The sequence below is a fragment of the Clostridium sp. Marseille-P2415 genome, assembly GCF_900155545.1.
Lineage (GTDB): Bacteria > Bacillota > Clostridia > Lachnospirales > Lachnospiraceae > Lacrimispora.
This window is the reverse complement of record NZ_LT732526.1, coordinates 206,415-223,491: the sequence shown is the minus strand read 5'-3', so window position 1 is coordinate 223,491 and position 17,077 is coordinate 206,415. Positions and strand designations below refer to the sequence as shown.

13 protein-coding genes are annotated in these 17,077 nt (G+C 42.8%); 4 read left to right on the top strand and 9 right to left on the bottom strand.

Annotated features, from left to right (window positions below):
• The 3 genes from BQ9856_RS05950 to BQ9856_RS05940 form a co-directional block, all read right to left on the bottom strand.
• On the bottom strand, positions 1-543 hold a 543-nt coding region (locus tag BQ9856_RS05950), incomplete at its 3' end, for a DUF4256 domain-containing protein (RefSeq protein ID WP_200801352.1).
• Between the two features lie 119 nt (positions 544-662).
• Positions 663-1,238, bottom strand: coding sequence for a hypothetical protein (locus tag BQ9856_RS05945; protein WP_077610219.1), 576 nt, complete (start codon positions 1,236-1,238; stop codon positions 663-665).
• Positions 1,239-1,329: 91 nt separating this feature from the next.
• Complete coding sequence (locus BQ9856_RS05940) at positions 1,330-1,830, bottom strand: hypothetical protein (RefSeq protein ID WP_077610218.1); 501 nt, start codon at positions 1,828-1,830, stop codon at positions 1,330-1,332.
• 284 nt (positions 1,831-2,114) lie between these two features.
• Between BQ9856_RS05940 and BQ9856_RS05935 the strand changes: the two genes are divergently transcribed.
• Together BQ9856_RS05935 and BQ9856_RS05930 are read left to right on the top strand one after the other, a co-directional pair.
• Positions 2,115-2,486, top strand: coding sequence for a GntR family transcriptional regulator (locus BQ9856_RS05935; protein ID WP_077610217.1), 372 nt, complete (start codon positions 2,115-2,117; stop codon positions 2,484-2,486).
• A 66-nt stretch (positions 2,487-2,552) separates the two neighbouring features.
• The gene (locus tag BQ9856_RS05930; protein WP_159441960.1) at positions 2,553-3,938 is read left to right on the top strand and encodes a DUF5808 domain-containing protein; all 1,386 of its coding nucleotides are present in this window, start codon (positions 2,553-2,555) and stop codon (positions 3,936-3,938) included.
• A gap of 123 nt (positions 3,939-4,061) precedes the next feature.
• Here the strand turns inward: BQ9856_RS05930 and BQ9856_RS05925 are convergent, their stop codons facing one another.
• From BQ9856_RS05925 to BQ9856_RS05905, 5 genes are all read right to left on the bottom strand, one after another.
• Positions 4,062-6,494, bottom strand: coding sequence for a GH36-type glycosyl hydrolase domain-containing protein (locus tag BQ9856_RS05925; RefSeq protein WP_139348665.1), 2,433 nt, complete (start codon positions 6,492-6,494; stop codon positions 4,062-4,064).
• Positions 6,495-6,507: 13 nt separating this feature from the next.
• A complete protein-coding gene (locus tag BQ9856_RS05920) occupies positions 6,508-12,627 on the bottom strand; it encodes a glucoamylase family protein (protein WP_159441959.1) in 6,120 nt (2,039 codons plus the stop codon).
• A gap of 293 nt (positions 12,628-12,920) precedes the next feature.
• Positions 12,921-13,337, bottom strand: a complete 417-nt coding sequence (locus tag BQ9856_RS05915) for a flavodoxin family protein (protein WP_077610213.1) — start codon at positions 13,335-13,337, stop codon at positions 12,921-12,923.
• 49 nt (positions 13,338-13,386) lie between these two features.
• Entirely contained in the window at positions 13,387-14,694 is a 1,308-nt protein-coding gene (locus tag BQ9856_RS05910; protein ID WP_077610212.1) for an aminotransferase class V-fold PLP-dependent enzyme, read from the bottom strand.
• Between the two features lie 424 nt (positions 14,695-15,118).
• On the bottom strand, positions 15,119-15,517 hold the full coding sequence (locus BQ9856_RS05905; protein ID WP_077610211.1) for a hypothetical protein: 399 nt from the start codon (positions 15,515-15,517) through the stop codon (positions 15,119-15,121).
• A gap of 277 nt (positions 15,518-15,794) precedes the next feature.
• Here BQ9856_RS05905 and BQ9856_RS05900 point away from each other — a divergent pair, with 277 nt between their 5' ends.
• Positions 15,795-16,193, top strand: coding sequence for a sulfite exporter TauE/SafE family protein (locus BQ9856_RS05900; RefSeq protein ID WP_077610210.1), 399 nt, complete (start codon positions 15,795-15,797; stop codon positions 16,191-16,193).
• Positions 16,194-16,209: 16 nt separating this feature from the next.
• Complete coding sequence (locus BQ9856_RS05895; protein ID WP_077610209.1) at positions 16,210-16,578, top strand: YkvA family protein; 369 nt, start codon at positions 16,210-16,212, stop codon at positions 16,576-16,578.
• Between the two features lie 72 nt (positions 16,579-16,650).
• Here the strand turns inward: BQ9856_RS05895 and BQ9856_RS05890 are convergent, their stop codons facing one another.
• Complete coding sequence (locus tag BQ9856_RS05890; RefSeq protein WP_077610208.1) at positions 16,651-17,058, bottom strand: VOC family protein; 408 nt, start codon at positions 17,056-17,058, stop codon at positions 16,651-16,653.
• Between the last annotated feature and the right edge of the window lie 19 nt (positions 17,059-17,077).

Below are 17,077 nucleotides of genomic sequence, written 5' to 3'. Positions count from 1 at the left end.
CCCCCTGGCAGCATAGTAGGATTCTGCTCCATTGTGGTACACAAAGACAGTGTCGTAGCGGCGGTCGCAAAAAAGGGCCCCGCCGAGTTTTCTAATATTCGTAGGTGTTTTCACCCAGCTCGATGTTTTTACATCGAAACTTCCAAGTTTCTGCAGCTCCCGGTATTGTTCTTCCGTTAAAAACTCAATGCCCATGGCAGCAGCCATATCAACAGCGTTATGATCCGGCTTATGTTCTTTCCTTGACTCCAGCGCTTCACGGTCGTAACAAACACTTCTGCGGCCTTTCGGACTTTCCGCCGAACAATCACAAAAAATGTATTCGCCCGTTTTTATATCCTGACCAACAGCATCTGGTTCACCACCAGTTCTTTCCATTTCATTGAGTGACCACAGTTTTTCAGTATCGGTTTCCAGCTTTGTTTGTACTTTAGCCCATTCAAGACCTTTATGGCGGTTCATGTTTTTCTCAAAACGGGCTTTCAGCACTCTTAGCAGTTCTTCCCGTTGTTCTGATGACAACTCATTTTTATTGCGGTTCATGTCGTTCATACTTTTATATAACCTCTGATGAATAAGTGTATTAAGCGTATAATTGCCTGATTTTAACTGATTTATACATCCCCTCAGAATTCATTCTGTTAGCCGCTGCGAAACATTTATCAGGTGGTTACATCAATTGTCCCGGAAGATGTACCGGAAACTGCAGGGTCAGTTATTTCACCTCTTGCCGCATTCCACGCTTCTATATATATACCGTAAAATTCAGAAGTACGGGCATCTTCTGCCGGCGTTCCCATAGCGTGCCATGTGCCATTTGAGAATGTCGCAACGATTTCTCCGCTGCCGTCCTTAAATTCAGCATAAGAAATCTCATTACTGGCGGACATAATTCGTTTTCCCAAAAGAATATCTAAAAGAGAGATGGCTTCCGGTTGGGGTACAGATGATTGATTTATGCCATTGAGGGTCGTCATAGCCTTATCAATAATACCCTTTCGGTCCGGTGATACTACGGATACATAACTTTCCATCAGACTTTTAAATCCGGGGCATTCAACGCCAAACTTTCCGGTAGATGCATCTTTTTGAGCCTGTTGTACAATTGCTTCATTAAATTTTACATCACTCATTTTGGGTGCTGTTTTGGCAAAAAAATCGGGAACCGGAACGCTGCTTGGTTTCTTCTTTGAAAATTGTTGGTTCACTGTAATACTATTATAAGATCCAATGCGCATTGTCAAACACTCCTTTGCAGTTATTTTTTTAAATAATAGGTATGTCAAGGCCAGTCCGGTTTCGAAAACTGACCTCAACTTACCATTAATTTTAATATTCGTAATAAATCGTTATTGAAGGACGGCTGTAAGTTTTCGTGCCTGTATCCAGCTTTATTCCTCTTTCAATATATCCTCCAAGGCAGGTGGCATTAAATCGGATATCATATGTCCCATTTGCGGGAGTATTATAAAATTGAGTTTTGAATGTTAGTTTTGAATTGGAGGCACCATTCCAGGCAACGGAAGCTTCCGTTGCTTTATTGCTGCTGGTTAATATCAATTTATTTGTCAGTACCGCCCCTTTAAAAGAAAGAGAACCTGTATTAACTTCAATTTTAGTAACCGTTGCATTTGCAGGCAGCCCGGAAACTCTAAAAGATATAATGTTGGAATCACCGGAAGAACCTTCTTTAAGGATAACACTCATTGACTTTGATGAAGATACTGTTTTCGATGAGGCTGCTGCATATGCCGCTGTTGTGTATGCAAAAGTCATGGCAAAAACAAAAAGCATGGCAAAGAACAAACGAAATAATCTTTTAATTTTCATTTAGATAACTCCTTCCATTCCATAAAAAGTAAAAAATTATTTTATCCTCTTATTTCTAATATCGGAAAAATCGGATAAATGTTTAAACATAAATCAACTTATCATAATTTTTAAAGCTGATAATACATACTATGCATCTATGTTATAAAATGTAGCAGATACCTCTGCACAGTTTATAAATAGTAATTGTCCGTTAATTTATTCTGAAATGCAAACAGGAATTGACTTTTTGTATTATTTGTATTATTTGTATTACTATATGTAATACAAAGAGAAGTGATCCCATGATAGTTTCCCTGGATTTTCAAAGCGACGTGCCAATTTATCTGCAGTTAAGAAATCAGATCGTGATCGGAATATCCAACGGAACCCTGGCTCCGGGTGAAAAGCTTCCGACAATAAGAGCCCTGGCACAGGAAATCGGTATCAATACCATGACGGTAAATAAAGCTTATCAGCTGTTAAAACAGGAAGGATATATTTGTGCTGACAGGCGAAGCGGCGCCATTGTAAACGATACCTACCAAAAGAAGCGGTCTCTGTCAAAAAAGACCTCCGATGCCCTGAAAGTTGTCATATCCGAAGCAAAGCTGGAAGGTTTTACAGAAAGTGAATTCTTAACGATCTGCCGTGAACTATACTCAGGGAAATCATAATGATCCCATAAGTACGGTATGCCCCAATTATTTATATTTATGAAACGTGTAAAGGAGTTAAACTGTATGTTATTTCATATTATATTATTTGTCTGCTTATATCCGGTTCTGCCCATTATTTATTATGTAATGAAACTTGCCGTCAGGGAAAAGAAAAATATTGTCCTGGGAATCACGCTTCCCACAGAATATTTAAATGCCCCGGAAGTCGCGGCCCTTTGTAAAGCCTATGAGAAAGAATTGAAAAAATATATGCTGATATTCGGAGTTTTCCCTTTTCTTTTTCTATTCATCAGCTATGTATCCATCAGCCTGACCTTGTGGATTGGCTGGATCATGATGTCAATCCTGGCCCTCAGCCTGCTCTATATAAAATACAATAAAAAAATAGGCCTGCTAAAGGCAGAGATGCAGTGGAATACCGTAAATAAAGAAAAGGTCTTCATCGATACCAGGACTGCAACTGAAAAAATCCGTGCCATCAAAAGACTGCCTTTTCTTCCCCCCATTGTGTTCAGTCTGATCCCTTTGGCGGCTGAATTCCTGTTTTTTTCCGGAACAAAGCATTTTCTTACCAATGAACTGACCCTGTTTTCCATCAGCTTTCTTTCACCCTTAAGCCTTTTTCTTGGGATCCTGACAGATAACCAGAGATCAGAAATCATCAGCATGAACAGTGATTTGAATTCTAATTTCAACCGGGCAAAAAAACACATTTGGGGGAAATGCTTTCTTTGGATAGCCTGGATCAATGCCATCTTTACGTTTATTACCTGGGCTGTTATTAAGGGAACTTTAAAAAATACAATCCTATTCCTGGTCCTGACAATGGCCTATTCCATTCTATTGACAGTTATCCTCTTCCGCGGGGGTACCAATATAAGAAAATTAAGAGAAAAAGCAGCGGATCAAATCTCTTCAGAATCCGAAAGGATCCTTAACGATGATGATTCTCACTGGATTTACGGCATGTTCTATTACAATCCCAATGACAGCCATACCATGGTCGATAAAAGATTTGGAATGGGAATGACCATGAACATGGCAACAAAAGCAGGAAAGGCCGTCACGGCATTTACCTTTGCGTTTTTATTGTATTTGCCGGTTTTATGTATCTATATGATCTTTGATGAATTTACACCGGTTAATTTGGAAATCCGGGGAAATCAGGTCATTGCAGAACATCTGAAAGAAGAATATGCTGTCAATATATCCGATATCCAGGAGACAAAGCTCATTACCGAGCTGCCGGATACCTCCCGAATCTTTGGAACGGGTATGGATATTTTGGAAAAGGGGACCTTTTCCGTTGAAGGCTACGGCGATTGCGAGATATGCTTAAATCCCCAGACCTCTGCCTTTCTTGTAATAAAGACATTGGAAGATACTTACATTTTCAGTGATGAGGATCCGCTGGATACAAAGGAAATATATAAGCAGTTGACAAAATAATGTTCCAGTAAGGCTGTGTTCTTCATAACTGAAAAACACAGCCTTACCTTTTTTTACAAATGAAAATGAAGTTTTATTAATTAAGAAGTATTGTGGCTTTACTATTATTCTGCCGACAAGGAACTATACAATGATCCGGTGATTTTCTCCGTCATCCGCCAGCAGAACTCTGTTCCCTTGAATTACCCTGTCATCCACAGTGATCGTTTCCGTTGTCAGGGTTCCCTTACTTCTGCTCCCGACCCTGATTTCATAGAGGGATCTCCCATACTTATATTCTATGGAAAAATCGCCGAAACTTGCCGGTGTCGCCGGATCAATGACCAGCTCATTCCCCTCTTTCCGAATGCCCAGAAACCAGTTCAACAGCCCCTGATACATCCAGCCCGCGGAACCGGTATACCAGCTCCAGCCGCCTCTTCCGGTATAGGGGGGGCTTAAGGATATATCCGCCGTCATTACATAGGGCTCCTTCTCGTACCTGAGCGCATCCTTCCTGTTTTGCGTAATGGTAATCGGATTAAGTATGGCAAACAAAGTCCCGGCCATGTTATAGTCGTGCAGCTTCGACGCGGCGATCGCCAGCCAAACCGCCGCATGGGTATACTGGCCTCCGTTTTCCCGGATGCCGGGAATATAATTCTTGATATACCCCGGGTTTTTACTTGTCTTATTAAAGGGAGGCGCCAAAAGTAAGGAAAGGGCATCCTCCTCCCTTACCAGATAACGCCATGCCGACTGCATTGCCGTTTTCGCCCGTTCCTCATCCGCCCCCTTAGATATTACGCTCCAGGACTGGCTGATGGAATCTATCTTGCACTCGCTGTTTTCCTTTGAACCAAGCTTCGAGCCGTCGTCATAAAAGGCCCTAAGATACCACTCCCCATCCCAGGCGTGTTCTTCGATGCTTTGAAGCAGGGTTTCCCGTTTCTGCTCCAGTTCCTGCCCGTAGGCCGCATCCCCTTCCTGACCGCACAAAGGAATGAAGTCTCCCAATACAGTATACAAAAACCAGGCCAGCCAGACACTCTCTCCCTTCCCCTTCATTCCTACCTCATTCATGCCGTCATTCCAGTCGCCTCCCCCCATGAGAGGGAGTCCGTGTTCTCCGAAACCAGTCCGTTCTATGGCTTTTTTACAATGTTCATAAACACTTTCGGAACGTTCGGATATTTCCGGGGTAAACATTACATCCTGCTGTTCCTCCGTAAGCACCGGGCCTTTGATGTAAGGCACCTGTTCCTTTAAGATTGCGGTATCTCCGGTGCTTCGGATATAAGCGGCGGTGCAGTAGGGCAGCCAAAGTAAATCATCGGATATTCTGGTTCTTACCCCGATCCCCATCGGAGGATGCCACCAATGCTGGACATCCCCTTCCTCAAACTGCCTGCTGCAGGCGATCAGAATCTGCCTGCGCAGAAAACCCGGATCTGTAAAGAGAAGCGAAAGGGTATCCTGAAGCTGGTCCCGGTATCCATAAGCTCCTCCGCACTGATAAAAGCCTGCCCTTGCCTGAATGCGGCAGGATACCGTCTGATAGAGCAGCCAGCCGTTAACCAGGATATCCACCGCCCTGTCCTTCGTCTTCACTTTAACCGTCCCTAATAACCTGTCCCAGTAAGCTTTCACCCTGTCAAGCTCCTCTTCTGCAGCAGCGGCATCCCTGTACTTGTATCTGATTTTGTTTATCTCATTAAAATCACTGCTCTGCCCGAGCCCGAACAATACAGTCTTGCTTTCCTGGGGCTGTATTGCTACGGATACCTGAATTGCTCCGCAGGGATCATAGCACACACCCGTATTGCAGGATAGCTTAACTTCCGCTCCCCGCGGTTCCCGGATGCTTCCCCTGCGTCCCAGGAACTCCTGTCTGTCGCCGGTATAACCGACGATCATCTCGCTGGAAAACAGGTAGGAACAGCTGTTTTGAAAGTTCATGGTGTAAATGTTCTTTGCGTATAAATATTCATGTTCATTATCGTAGGAGGTCAGAATATAGGGATTGGTATGCTCTCTCTGGGTGCCCAGAACCCATTCCACATAATAGGTCAGGCTCAAATATTTTACTTTATCCGAATGGTTTTCAAGCTTAAGGCTCCATAGCTTCAATGACTCATCCAAAGGGGTAAAAACAGTCAGCTCCTGATCAACGAGCGCTTCTTCATGAAGAAACCTGCTATATCCAAAACCGTGCCTTACCCGGTAAATGCCCCGGTCAGATCTTCCGAGGGACATGGGAGTCATTACCTCACCCGTTATTTCATCCAGAACATAGATTGCTTCGGAGGCTCTGTCACTTACGGGGTCATTGGACCAGGGCGTAAGCTTATTCTCCCTGCTGTTGATGCTCCAGGTAAAGCCCGCGCCCGACTCCGAAATCTGGAATCCAAAGCTATTGTTTGAGATAACATTGATCCAGGGCGCCGGAGGCCTGTTATCCCCCTCCAGCAGAATTTCATATTCCCTGCCCTCACAGGCAAATGCCCCGAAGCCGTTAAAAAATTCATAATTTTCTATTTCTTTCTCCTGTTTTGTAGGTGCATATGCTGTGTCCAAAGCCTCTTCCTCCTTAATACTCCTCAAGCAGCTCCTGCTGATTTTTTCTCACATTGGTAAAATAAATCCCCGTCTTCTCTGAAAATACGACCCGTGCTGTCGTATACAGTAAATCAATCTCCGCCGGTATCAGCTCATACGTATGCAGTGTAAAGAAGCTTCGCTTCCCGCTTCCGGAATCATAAATCCGAAGAGAGCTTGTCATATCGTTGATCAATTCATCTACTTCCTGCAGATAACCATGCTTGGAATCGATCAGGATGATCAGATCCACCATGACACGGTTGACTCTCAGATATTCGTAGGCCTTTAATACATCCTTCACGATTCTTTCCTCTTCGATAGACCGAACCATTAAGAGCAGGATGGGATTATCCCCGGATACGCCGAATTTCCATAAGAAGCTCTGATTCATAAAGTTGCGTCTTATATTTTCATCCGGCCCCCGGTAAATACCAGCAGGATAGAAGATCGGGCTGATCAGATCCTGAAAGGCGTTTAACTGGGTTCTGGTAATCTCCAGATACTTTAACTCCAGGTTCGTTTGAAGCCGGAATTTCTCCAGGATATCATCAATCCGGTAGCTTATATTCAATTCCCCGGCGATTTTTATTGCTTCCTCCTTGCTGCCGCACACCCCGGTAATGAAAGAAATGCAGGCTGTTTCACCTGCTCCTATTATAAATTGTGCCCGCAGGCTCATGATCGGATCATTACAAAAGCCCGAATTATTGAAAAAGGTGATGCTGTTAACCACAGAATCCGGATTCTCCAGGGTATTGTTTCTTCCGATAAAGCGTTTTCTGTCATTTTCATATTCTATTTTTTTGCATAGCTTCGTTCCTGTTCTTATCATGTGCATAAGGTAAGGATTATCATCCTCCTTCTTACGCCGTCTTTTTGCAAGGAAGAGCTCCTGCTCTTCCAGATACTCACTTTCCAGAAAGAGCTTATTGAACGCAGGATGGCTTAACTCTGCCAGATGGGTATCATCCACCACCTCCAGGTAGCTGGTCACCTCCAGCTGCTTTTCTTCATTCCCGTGATTGGTAAATGTAACCTTGCGTATCTCAAAGTTATGGTCCGCATCCAGGCTGACAATCATGTGTGATGAGATGTCCCCGTCCCTGCGTTTAAATTCCGCCTGGTGCGGACTGAATACCACCTGGTAATCCTCCGGCTCCGTTTTTGTAGGATGATATGCGGCACTCCAAAGTTTCCCCTGCTTCACATCCTTGATATAGATATAATTACCTGTATTCGCATAAATATCCGACCGGAAACGGTAAAGCATCCGGTCCTCATATTTACTGAAACCGTCCCCATCGGTCGTTATCATCAGTGAATACTTACTGTTTGACAGATAATTTACAACCGGCGGATTTATGCCTGTACTGCTGACATGCCGGTTCCTGTAACTATCTTCTTTAAAAAGGGGCTTCCCGATTTTTATTGTATATCCCCGCCTGGCAATGGAAATCAAATAGGACTGGCGTTTTTCTTCCAGCAGGACTTCTGCGGCCTTTATCATCATCTCCGAATGAAATCTCTCCCGAAGGATACCCTCATTCAGATAATTATTAATCGCAGCCAGATTCATCCCCTGGTGATGCGCCATATAGGATTTTACAATGCAATAAGGTGTCAGTTCCACAGAATTCGGTACGTTAAAATCAACAGATTCGTAGAAGCCGTAATCGCCGAAGGCTCCTAATTCCTTCAGCCGCTTTAAATTTTTCATGCATTCCGCTTCTGCGATATCCAGTGCCAGCATCGTTGCATAGGGAGCGACCACCAGGGAATTCTTACGGACCGGCTGGAGTCTTATCTTTGGAACACCGAAGGCTTTATACTGGTAATTTGAGTTTAAATCAAAACGGTAATACTGGGATTCTGATATCCCCCATGGTATTTCCGACTCCTTTGCAAACTTCATATGCTGGAGTACCGCCGCCCTGGAGGTCTGTGCGTAGACAGAGCCTTCATATTCTTTGAATACAAGATTTGGCATCAGATACTCAAACATCGTACCGCTCCAGGATACGAAGCATGGATTGCCCCCTACGATGGTTAACGGTCTTCCCAGCCTGTACCAGTGCTTTAACGGCACTTCTCCCATCGCTATCGCAAGAAAGCTTGTGAGTGCCGATTCCGAGGCCATCAGGTCATAACAGCCGTCATCCAGCATGCGGGAGGATACATGATATCCGATATGGAACAGCATTCTCTTTTCGTTAAATAAAAATCGAAAATTAACATTTGCTAAAATGCAGTCTATTTTATTGCTGAGTGCCTGGATCCGGTCGATCATGCTATTCGCAAATTTATTGTCCTCCGCGGCAATGCGGCGAAGCGTAGGATAAGAAGAAAAGCTCTCTTCCTTCAACTTCAGAGCCGCGGCTTCATTTACAATACTGTCAATTAAGTTCATCAACTGCCTGGTACAGCGGTAATCTGTAAGAGATCTAAGCTCTCTTTCGTTTAAATCTTCCCAGACATCCGCAATATCTTCTATCAGTTCCCCTATCCTTTGATATCCGGTCCTGAGCTCATTTCCTGCAGGATTGCCTGTTTTCAGCTTTATTTCCTTATTGCTGTTATTTACTGCGATTCTGAGTTCAGACAGAAAGTTGTCCGGATAAACCGGCTTGTCGATCTGCTCCAGAAGGCCGTTTTTCAGGGTGACTAAATGTCCCAGGAAATTACCGCTGTCTACGGTTGATATATAGGCGGGGCCCAGCACTTCCAGGGTTTTAATATGATACCAGTTATAGAGATGTCCCTCCCATTTCAGCATTTTCTGAACCGTTTCCATCAGGTTTTCTGTTGTCTCAACCGTAGAGCTTAAAGTTTCAAACCCCAAATCCCTGGCTGACAGAATTGCCAGAAACTGTAGACCGATATTGGTCGGCGATGTTTTTTCGCTGACTTTTGGGACTGACCCGATCTGGTAATTATCCGGGCAGAGCCAGTTATTTTCCTTCGTGGAAAACTCCTTAAAAAACTGCCAGGTTCTGCGCGCAGTATCTAAAAGCAGCTCACTGTCCTGTGCTTTATCCCTCAGAGGAAGCTTCTTTTCCGGCTGGCTGATCCGGTATGCGATCTCAAAGGCAAAGATCCAGTCAGCAATTATGATCGCTGCCAGAATCATTCCTGCAGGGGCCGGATATCCCATAAATAAAATTACCACAAGGGCAAACGCCGGAAGAAGAGAGCTCCACATGGTAAGAAAATATCCTTTTCTGGTGTTGGTAATGGAGGCATCCACTGCTTCCGCCGTGTTCCAGCGGAGCAGATTTCTTTTGCTGATAAAGATCCGATACAGGGTTCTGACAATTGCATCCGATGCCACATAAGCACGGTAGGGAGTGATTGTAAACTCCAGGAATGCTCTTTCAAACAACGTGGCAATTTCCTTAAAGAAGCATTTATAAACAAGGGCAAGCTTCGGCCGGATCAATTTCTGGGTAATTACTGCAAATAACAGAATAACCAGGTTAAATATATCATGAAAGAAAACAAAGGGTAACCAAAGGTAATATGCTTTTGGCATCCATGCAAAATTAAACAAAACAAACAGAGTCTTACTCAGAGGAACCAGGCTTCGTCTTAAGTTGTCAAAGATTTTCCATTTTGACAATGTGCATAGGCTTCTCCCGTCCAGGGTCTTCTTCATAAACAGCCAGGGCAGCAGCTGCCAGTCCCCGCGCAGCCATCGGTGTTCCCTTTTGGTAAAGGATAAAACGCTGTTTGGAAAATTATCCATGATCTTGGCTGTGCTGGAAAAAGCCGTTCGTGCATAGCAGCTCTCAAAAAGGTCGTGGCTGAGAATCCGGTTTTCCGGTACCTTATTATGAAGCACCTTGTGAAAGGCTTTTATATCATAGATACCCTTCCCGATATAGATACCTTCGCCAAAAATATCCTGGTAAATATCTGATATTACGGTTCCGTAATGGGCAAGGCCTGATTCTCCTCCGAAGATTTTCGTAAACCTGCTGCCGCTCTTATCTACGATGTGATTTCTTACCGAGGGCTGTATGATGACATAGCCCTCCTTCACCTTTTGGCCTGCAGGATCCAGAATCGGTTTATTTAATGGATGATCAATCAGTCCGACCAGTTTCGCAGCATTATCACGGATCAGATTTGTATCCGCATCCAGAGTAATCACATACCGGAAGGTGGTAAGAAGCTCTTCATCACAATAAATGGAGGAAAAGGTGGTATTCTCCTTTCCTGTCCCATTTAAAAGATCATTAAACTCTTCCAGCTTTCCTCTCTTGCGCTCCCAGCCCATATAACAGTTCTCCGCCTTATTCCATTTGCGGAAGCGGAAGAACATGGAAAAGCGCTGGTGCTCCGACGGATAGAGCTCATTGAGCTCCTTCATGCGTGCGGCAAGTGCGCTTTCAATCACCTCGTCCTTCGGCGTGAACTGGTCCGCGGAATCGTCGAAATCAAGCAGCAATGCAAAGAAAAGGTTCGGCTGCCGGTTTGCCAGATAATGCTTTTGAAGACGGTCCAGATACTCCAGGCCCTGTTCCTTCGAGGAGACGATAACCGGCATGACCACAAAGGTTCTTGCTTCCTCCGGTATTTCCTCCAGATAGTTTAAGGAAGGAATCTTCTTAACCATAATTCTTCTGGTAAATATAAAATTTGTAATCTCCATGGAAATACCGATCAGCATCGGCATTGCCGCCAGCAGGGAAATTACAAGCCGGCAGGTATCCTGGACGCCGCCAAGGGTTCGGAATGTATAGAGCAGGCAGGCGCTCAGTACCGGAATAAAAAGGAACAGGGAAAGGAAATAAAGGAAACCTTTTACATTTCTCTTTTTCTTAATGCTTTGGGGGATCGGTTTCCCTAATGCCTTTGCTTTCAGAATCGGATAACCCTTACCCAAAAGATAGGCTCCCACATGATGAGAACAATGCAGATCCTCCCTTCCTTTCATCGCCAGTTCCAGACAGTCCTTCGCTATCTTTTCCTCCATCAGCCGGTAACGGAGCGATAATTTAACGATGACCTCACGGTATATGCCCCTGGCTTCCAAATCCATCTTTGAATAGACTCCGGCCGGATCCTGTGACAAAATCTGCTCCAGACAGGAATATTCCTCAAAGAATTTTTCCTCGTCCACCTCATTGATATCCCTCAGGCTGACGATTAAAGTCCGGATATTTGTCTCAAGAAATGATTCAATCTTTCCTTCCTCCATGAAGATGCCTGAGGTCTTCACCTGTTTTTCCAGGGAAGCAAAATGATATTCCAGGTATCTTTGAATGGAGGCCTCATCAAAGGACATATTTTTCAGCAGATATATTACATGGGCATGGAACGAGTAGTTAAGCTTTAAGTTATCCTCCATTCCGCAAAGCAGTGCTGATATATCGGCCGGCCCCTGTTTCCCTTCCAGCTTTTTCCGGAGAAATTTTACTGCCTTTGACTTTACATCAATCATATGAAGAACTTCATCCGCAATTACAATGATTTCCTCAAGAAGGCAAAAGCCCAGCATTTCCGGCAAAACCCAGATTTCCTTGTCCGTAAGCGGTACCTTCTTCTGATAAGCCGTTAACATCACGGAAATATTTTCTTCATTTAAGTGCCCGCCGGAAAGAGCCACCATCCTCTTAGCCACAACATAAATACGGGGAAAGTTGCGGTATTCCTTTCCCTTCAGGATCGGCAATACGGCATAGCTCGTTCCCGAGGTGCGCACTTTTTTAATTTCCCGGTACAGCATCTGGAAATTGTCAAAAAGCCAGCGCGCTGCCGGAATCAGGGAAATGATATCGGTGGACAAGGCAGAGATGGTGTCTCTGATTTTATTCAGTTTTTTATAGGCGGCCTGATTATAATCGTTAAGAACAAAGCTGTATCCGTTTAAGCTGACCCGGCTGTGGCTCTCTGCCAGGTCAAGCATCTGCTTCTCCCATTCACTGGGACCCGGATTAACTCCTTCTCCCGGGGAACAGACCGGAAAATGCACTTTCTTACCAAAATGGTTAAACCTGTAATACAGCATTAATAGAACAAAATAGGCCAATGCAATCAGCATCAATAAAATACCCAGCAGAAACGGTGAATTTATATAAAAATTAATTCCTTCCAACAAGATCAGCAATTGAAGCTCCTCCTTATTTAAGAAATCCTTCAGACATGATGTCATCCTCTCACAGATAGTTTGTCTGTTTTTCCATAAAAAAATAGCACAATATTATATTGTAGCATTTTTTATGTTTTTTATTAATTTCCTGTCAGATTTATAAAATTTATACGAATTCAGTGATGTAAACTATTGAGTTTTTTTATCATAGTCAAGAGCTGCAATCATAGAACCAGGTTTTTCTGCTGTTGGATTTGATGAATGGGGAATTTCAATATGATTATTCCTTAATATTAAGAAGAAAATAGTGTTCACTGCTTGGATGATAAATCCGTAAAACCGGAAAGCCTGCTCCCTCTGCTCCCTATCAGCTGTTCCAGCCTGTCTTTACAACTGCTTTTCCCGCTGGCGGACACCATGATGACTTCCACCTCTTTACCGGAAGGAAGGGCGTCGAATACATTATTCATCGCAGGTGCGGGATTGCCTGCCCACACCGGCGCCATGACAATGAGCCTGTCATAAGAAGACAGGTCGGCAGTGATGGGTTCCACTTCGCTTTTCATGCCTCGCATTGCATGAAAGCTTCCGGCCGTGAATGCTTTTACAGTTCCGGGTCTGTTCTTTTCCACGACCTCACAGATATCAGCATTCTCTTTTTTCGCTGTCTGCTCCGCTATTTTTTTCGTGTTGCCGGTATAAGAGTAATAAATTACAAGTGTTTTCATCCATTCAATCCTCCTGTTACTATAAATTTATGGTTTGAGTTTTAGAAAATTAATTTTGGCTGCTTTTGTACTTTTCAACATATAACTTTTTATCTTTTGATATTTTTAGAAGTAAACCGATAAAAACATCAATTTCCTCCTTTGTATTATATAATGCAAAACTTGTCCGTACCACTCCTGGAGATGGCGATGTAATACCTGCAATATAATTCTGTGTTGCATCAGGATAAGCGGTAAGAAGTTTGTTGACATAGACAGTTGCATTCATTTCACCATTACGGGTGATAATGCCTGCTTCATCCGCAAGAATCCTTGATAGAATATAATGCGGAATACCTTTAAAGTTGAAAGGAATTATCCCGATACCAAAAGCCGCAGAATCAATATATAAGTGTAAATCCTGTATCTGTCTTAATCTTTGCAGCGCATACTGCAGCAGTTCGCTTTCGTACTTCTGTACATTTTCCATTCCCAATTCCGTTAATGTTTTTATTGCTTCTGCCAGAGCTATCACTCCGATTATATTAGGAGTCCCGGCTTCTTCCTTAAGAGGGGGGTCTGCCCATATAACTGAATCAAATGACATATATTTAACTGCCCTGTCACCCGTATACTCCGGTATTCCTTTTTCAAACAGCGCTCTGGGGCCAATAAGTATCCCTGCTCCGAAAGGTGCGTACATTTTATGGGATGAAAAAGTAAAATAGTCAATATGCTGCGCAGAATCCGACGGTTTCATATCAACAGGCAGATGCGGTATATACTGTGCTCCATCTACATGTATCTGAGCCTTATATTTATGAGCTATTTCCGCTATCTTGTATATCGGATTAATATACCCTGTTATATTTGAAACTCCACAAACCGTTACCAGCTTAACAGCACCGTTATATTTTAAAAGCTTTGTTTCCAAATCTTCTAATGATAATTTGCCTTGATTATCAACCGCGATATAATCGACAGTATATTTTTCTCTCCATGGAAGGATATTGGAATAATGTTCCATTTCCGTTGTCAGAACAACATCCTTTCTTTCCGGTTCCAGTAAACGGTATGAAAGCTTATTGATAGCTTCTGTAGCATTTTTCATAAATATGACTACATCCTTATTTTTATCACCTTTTACAAAGTTTAATATACCGGTTCTTGCTTCTTCAAAAAGGTGCATAGCATCTTTTTCCCTCTGGCTTTGGCCTCCATCGATGCAGCAATATATATGCATGAAATCATTAATTTTATCCATAACTGTATTAAAAACCGGTGTTGTAGAAGCATTATCAAAGTTAATTTCCGGTATTAAGTTACCGTTTTTCAGCTGAATTGCTTTCCTTTCTAAAATAAAATTCCTATAATCCATAAAAATCCCCTTATTGTAGATTTATTAATATTTTATTATGTATTATTTTCTTCATCCGGTTTCAATCAAATCATTCATCACTATTCTTAATATTTCTGTATATTTATACATTCTGATCCAATTACCGGAGGCTGTCCAGCTCACAATACTTTTATTATCCAAACCCACATAAGTGTATTATTTACATTTTCTGACATTTTATTCGAAGTATTTTTCATTTATATTATAGTCTTCACAAAGAATTAATGCAACGTTTATGAAAGCAGGCCATTATCTCATGGAGGTTAATAATAAATAAGGAACCCTATCTGTTACGATGAGTGCAGCATGACAGGAGAAAAATAAATCAATTATATACAAAACCGGGTAAAAATATCTACCCGGTTTTACTGCATAAATATATATAAATAAATACAAAATGTATTTATATTGGGTTTGCCAATTCAAAACCAGCCAACCATCTATGATATTCTCCATTGCTAAGTATTACATCAAAAAATGTAGTTGGAAAACATCTTACAATTTTAACCGCTGTTCCAACTTCAACATGCGGAGGGTTGCCATGTCCTTCCGTATTTATGACTGTAACAAATATTCCCGGTGCAAGAGGGCAATCTGGGTAATTATTCTCGGAACTCAGCTCAAACGAGGCAAACCACCGATGTATCATGCCATCCGGAAGCTGAACAGCACATAAAATTCCATCCCATGCCTTAACTATTTTAACTAAATCACCCGGTTTAATTTCAGGTGGGTGATTTACGAGGGAGATTGCATTTGTTCCGGGACGAAATCGGGGGGTCGTTATACATTTATTTATCAATTCTTTGCTCCTATCTTAAAATTACATATTATAATATATGACGGTATATGATGAAAAGTAAATCCATTTCATAGATTTTTTAGTAATCTGACAGGGTAAGCCATAAAATTTCAAACTGCCTCACCTTATGCAAGTCCACAAAGGGTACATTATCGCTTGACAATCAAAAAGCTTTCTTCCTATAATATAATGAGCATTACAAAGGAGCTTTTATGGATAATTCAGTCAAGGAATCTATAAACAGAACAGCCCTTCTATACAATGAGGAAGATGTTTTATGTGGATATATTTTATTTTAATACTTACCAGTTTTATTGCAGCTTTTATTTCAGGTGCAGCCGGCTTCGGCGGAGCCCTCTTACTTCTGCCAGTGGTAACCGCCTGTGTTGGTGCAGAGGCCGCTGTGCCTGTGCTGACGATCGCCCAATTAATTGGAAACATATCAAGAATGGCATTTGGTTTAAAGCAAATCGACTGGAAATCAGCAGGATTGTTTTGCGCCACTGCTCTTCCATTGGCCGCACTGGGTGCGTTTGGCTTCTCTGTATTGCCGAAGGATATTGTTAGCCGTTGTATTGGAGGCGTGTTAATCGTCCTCGTACTGTTTAAAACAATAAAAAAGATTCCGTTATATATATCGCCATTTTACTCTGTGTTGTTGGAGCATACATGCTGATCGTTGGAGGATAACAATGAACCTAAAGGAGCGAGCTAAGAAGCTTAAAACAGACATTCCTGCAGTATTTATAGCTATGAAAAAGAAAGAAACACCGGTTATTGCTAAGATAATTGCCGGACTGACAGTTATATATGCCCTTTCTCCCATTGACTTGATTCCCGATTTTATTCCCGTGCTCGGTTATCTGGACGATATTATTATATTACCCGCGTTGATTACTCTCGCCTTGCGGCTGATACCGCCAGATGTCTTTGTTGTGTGCCGTAAGGAAGCTGAGGAAATTTGGACAGCCGGAAAGCCTAAGAAGTGGTATTATGCCTTGCCAATCATAGCGGTATGGATGCTGATAGCATTTCTAATTGTTAAGGCAATATGGCTTTAAGCTGACTAAGCCGGACAAGTTAGAATACCTGTCCGGCTGAATTGTTATATTCCCCAGATACGATTTTGCTTATTACCAAATGACAAAGCAGAAGGGATGTCCTGCCGGATCAAGCATGGTGGTCCATTTTTCGGAATCATATTGTACACTGGCTTTCACCGCTCCGCAGGAAATAGCCTTTTGCACAGCAAGCCCCATCTGCTCCTTGCCGTTCACCGTAAAATCCAGATGAACCATCTGCTGCTGTGCTCCCGGCTCGTCCGGCCATACCGGAGGAACATAAGCCTCATTTTTCTGGAATGCAATTTTCACACCGCCAGACGGTGAAATAATATCCGCCCACTCACCATCTTCCCCATAATGCTTCTCCCAGCCCAAAAGCCGGATATAAAAATCAGACAGGACGGCAACATCCTTACACTCCAGTACCACCGCATCCAGGGCAATGGGGCAAAGCTCTTTCGAATTGAAATCTTCCATCGTTACGCTCCCTTTTTTA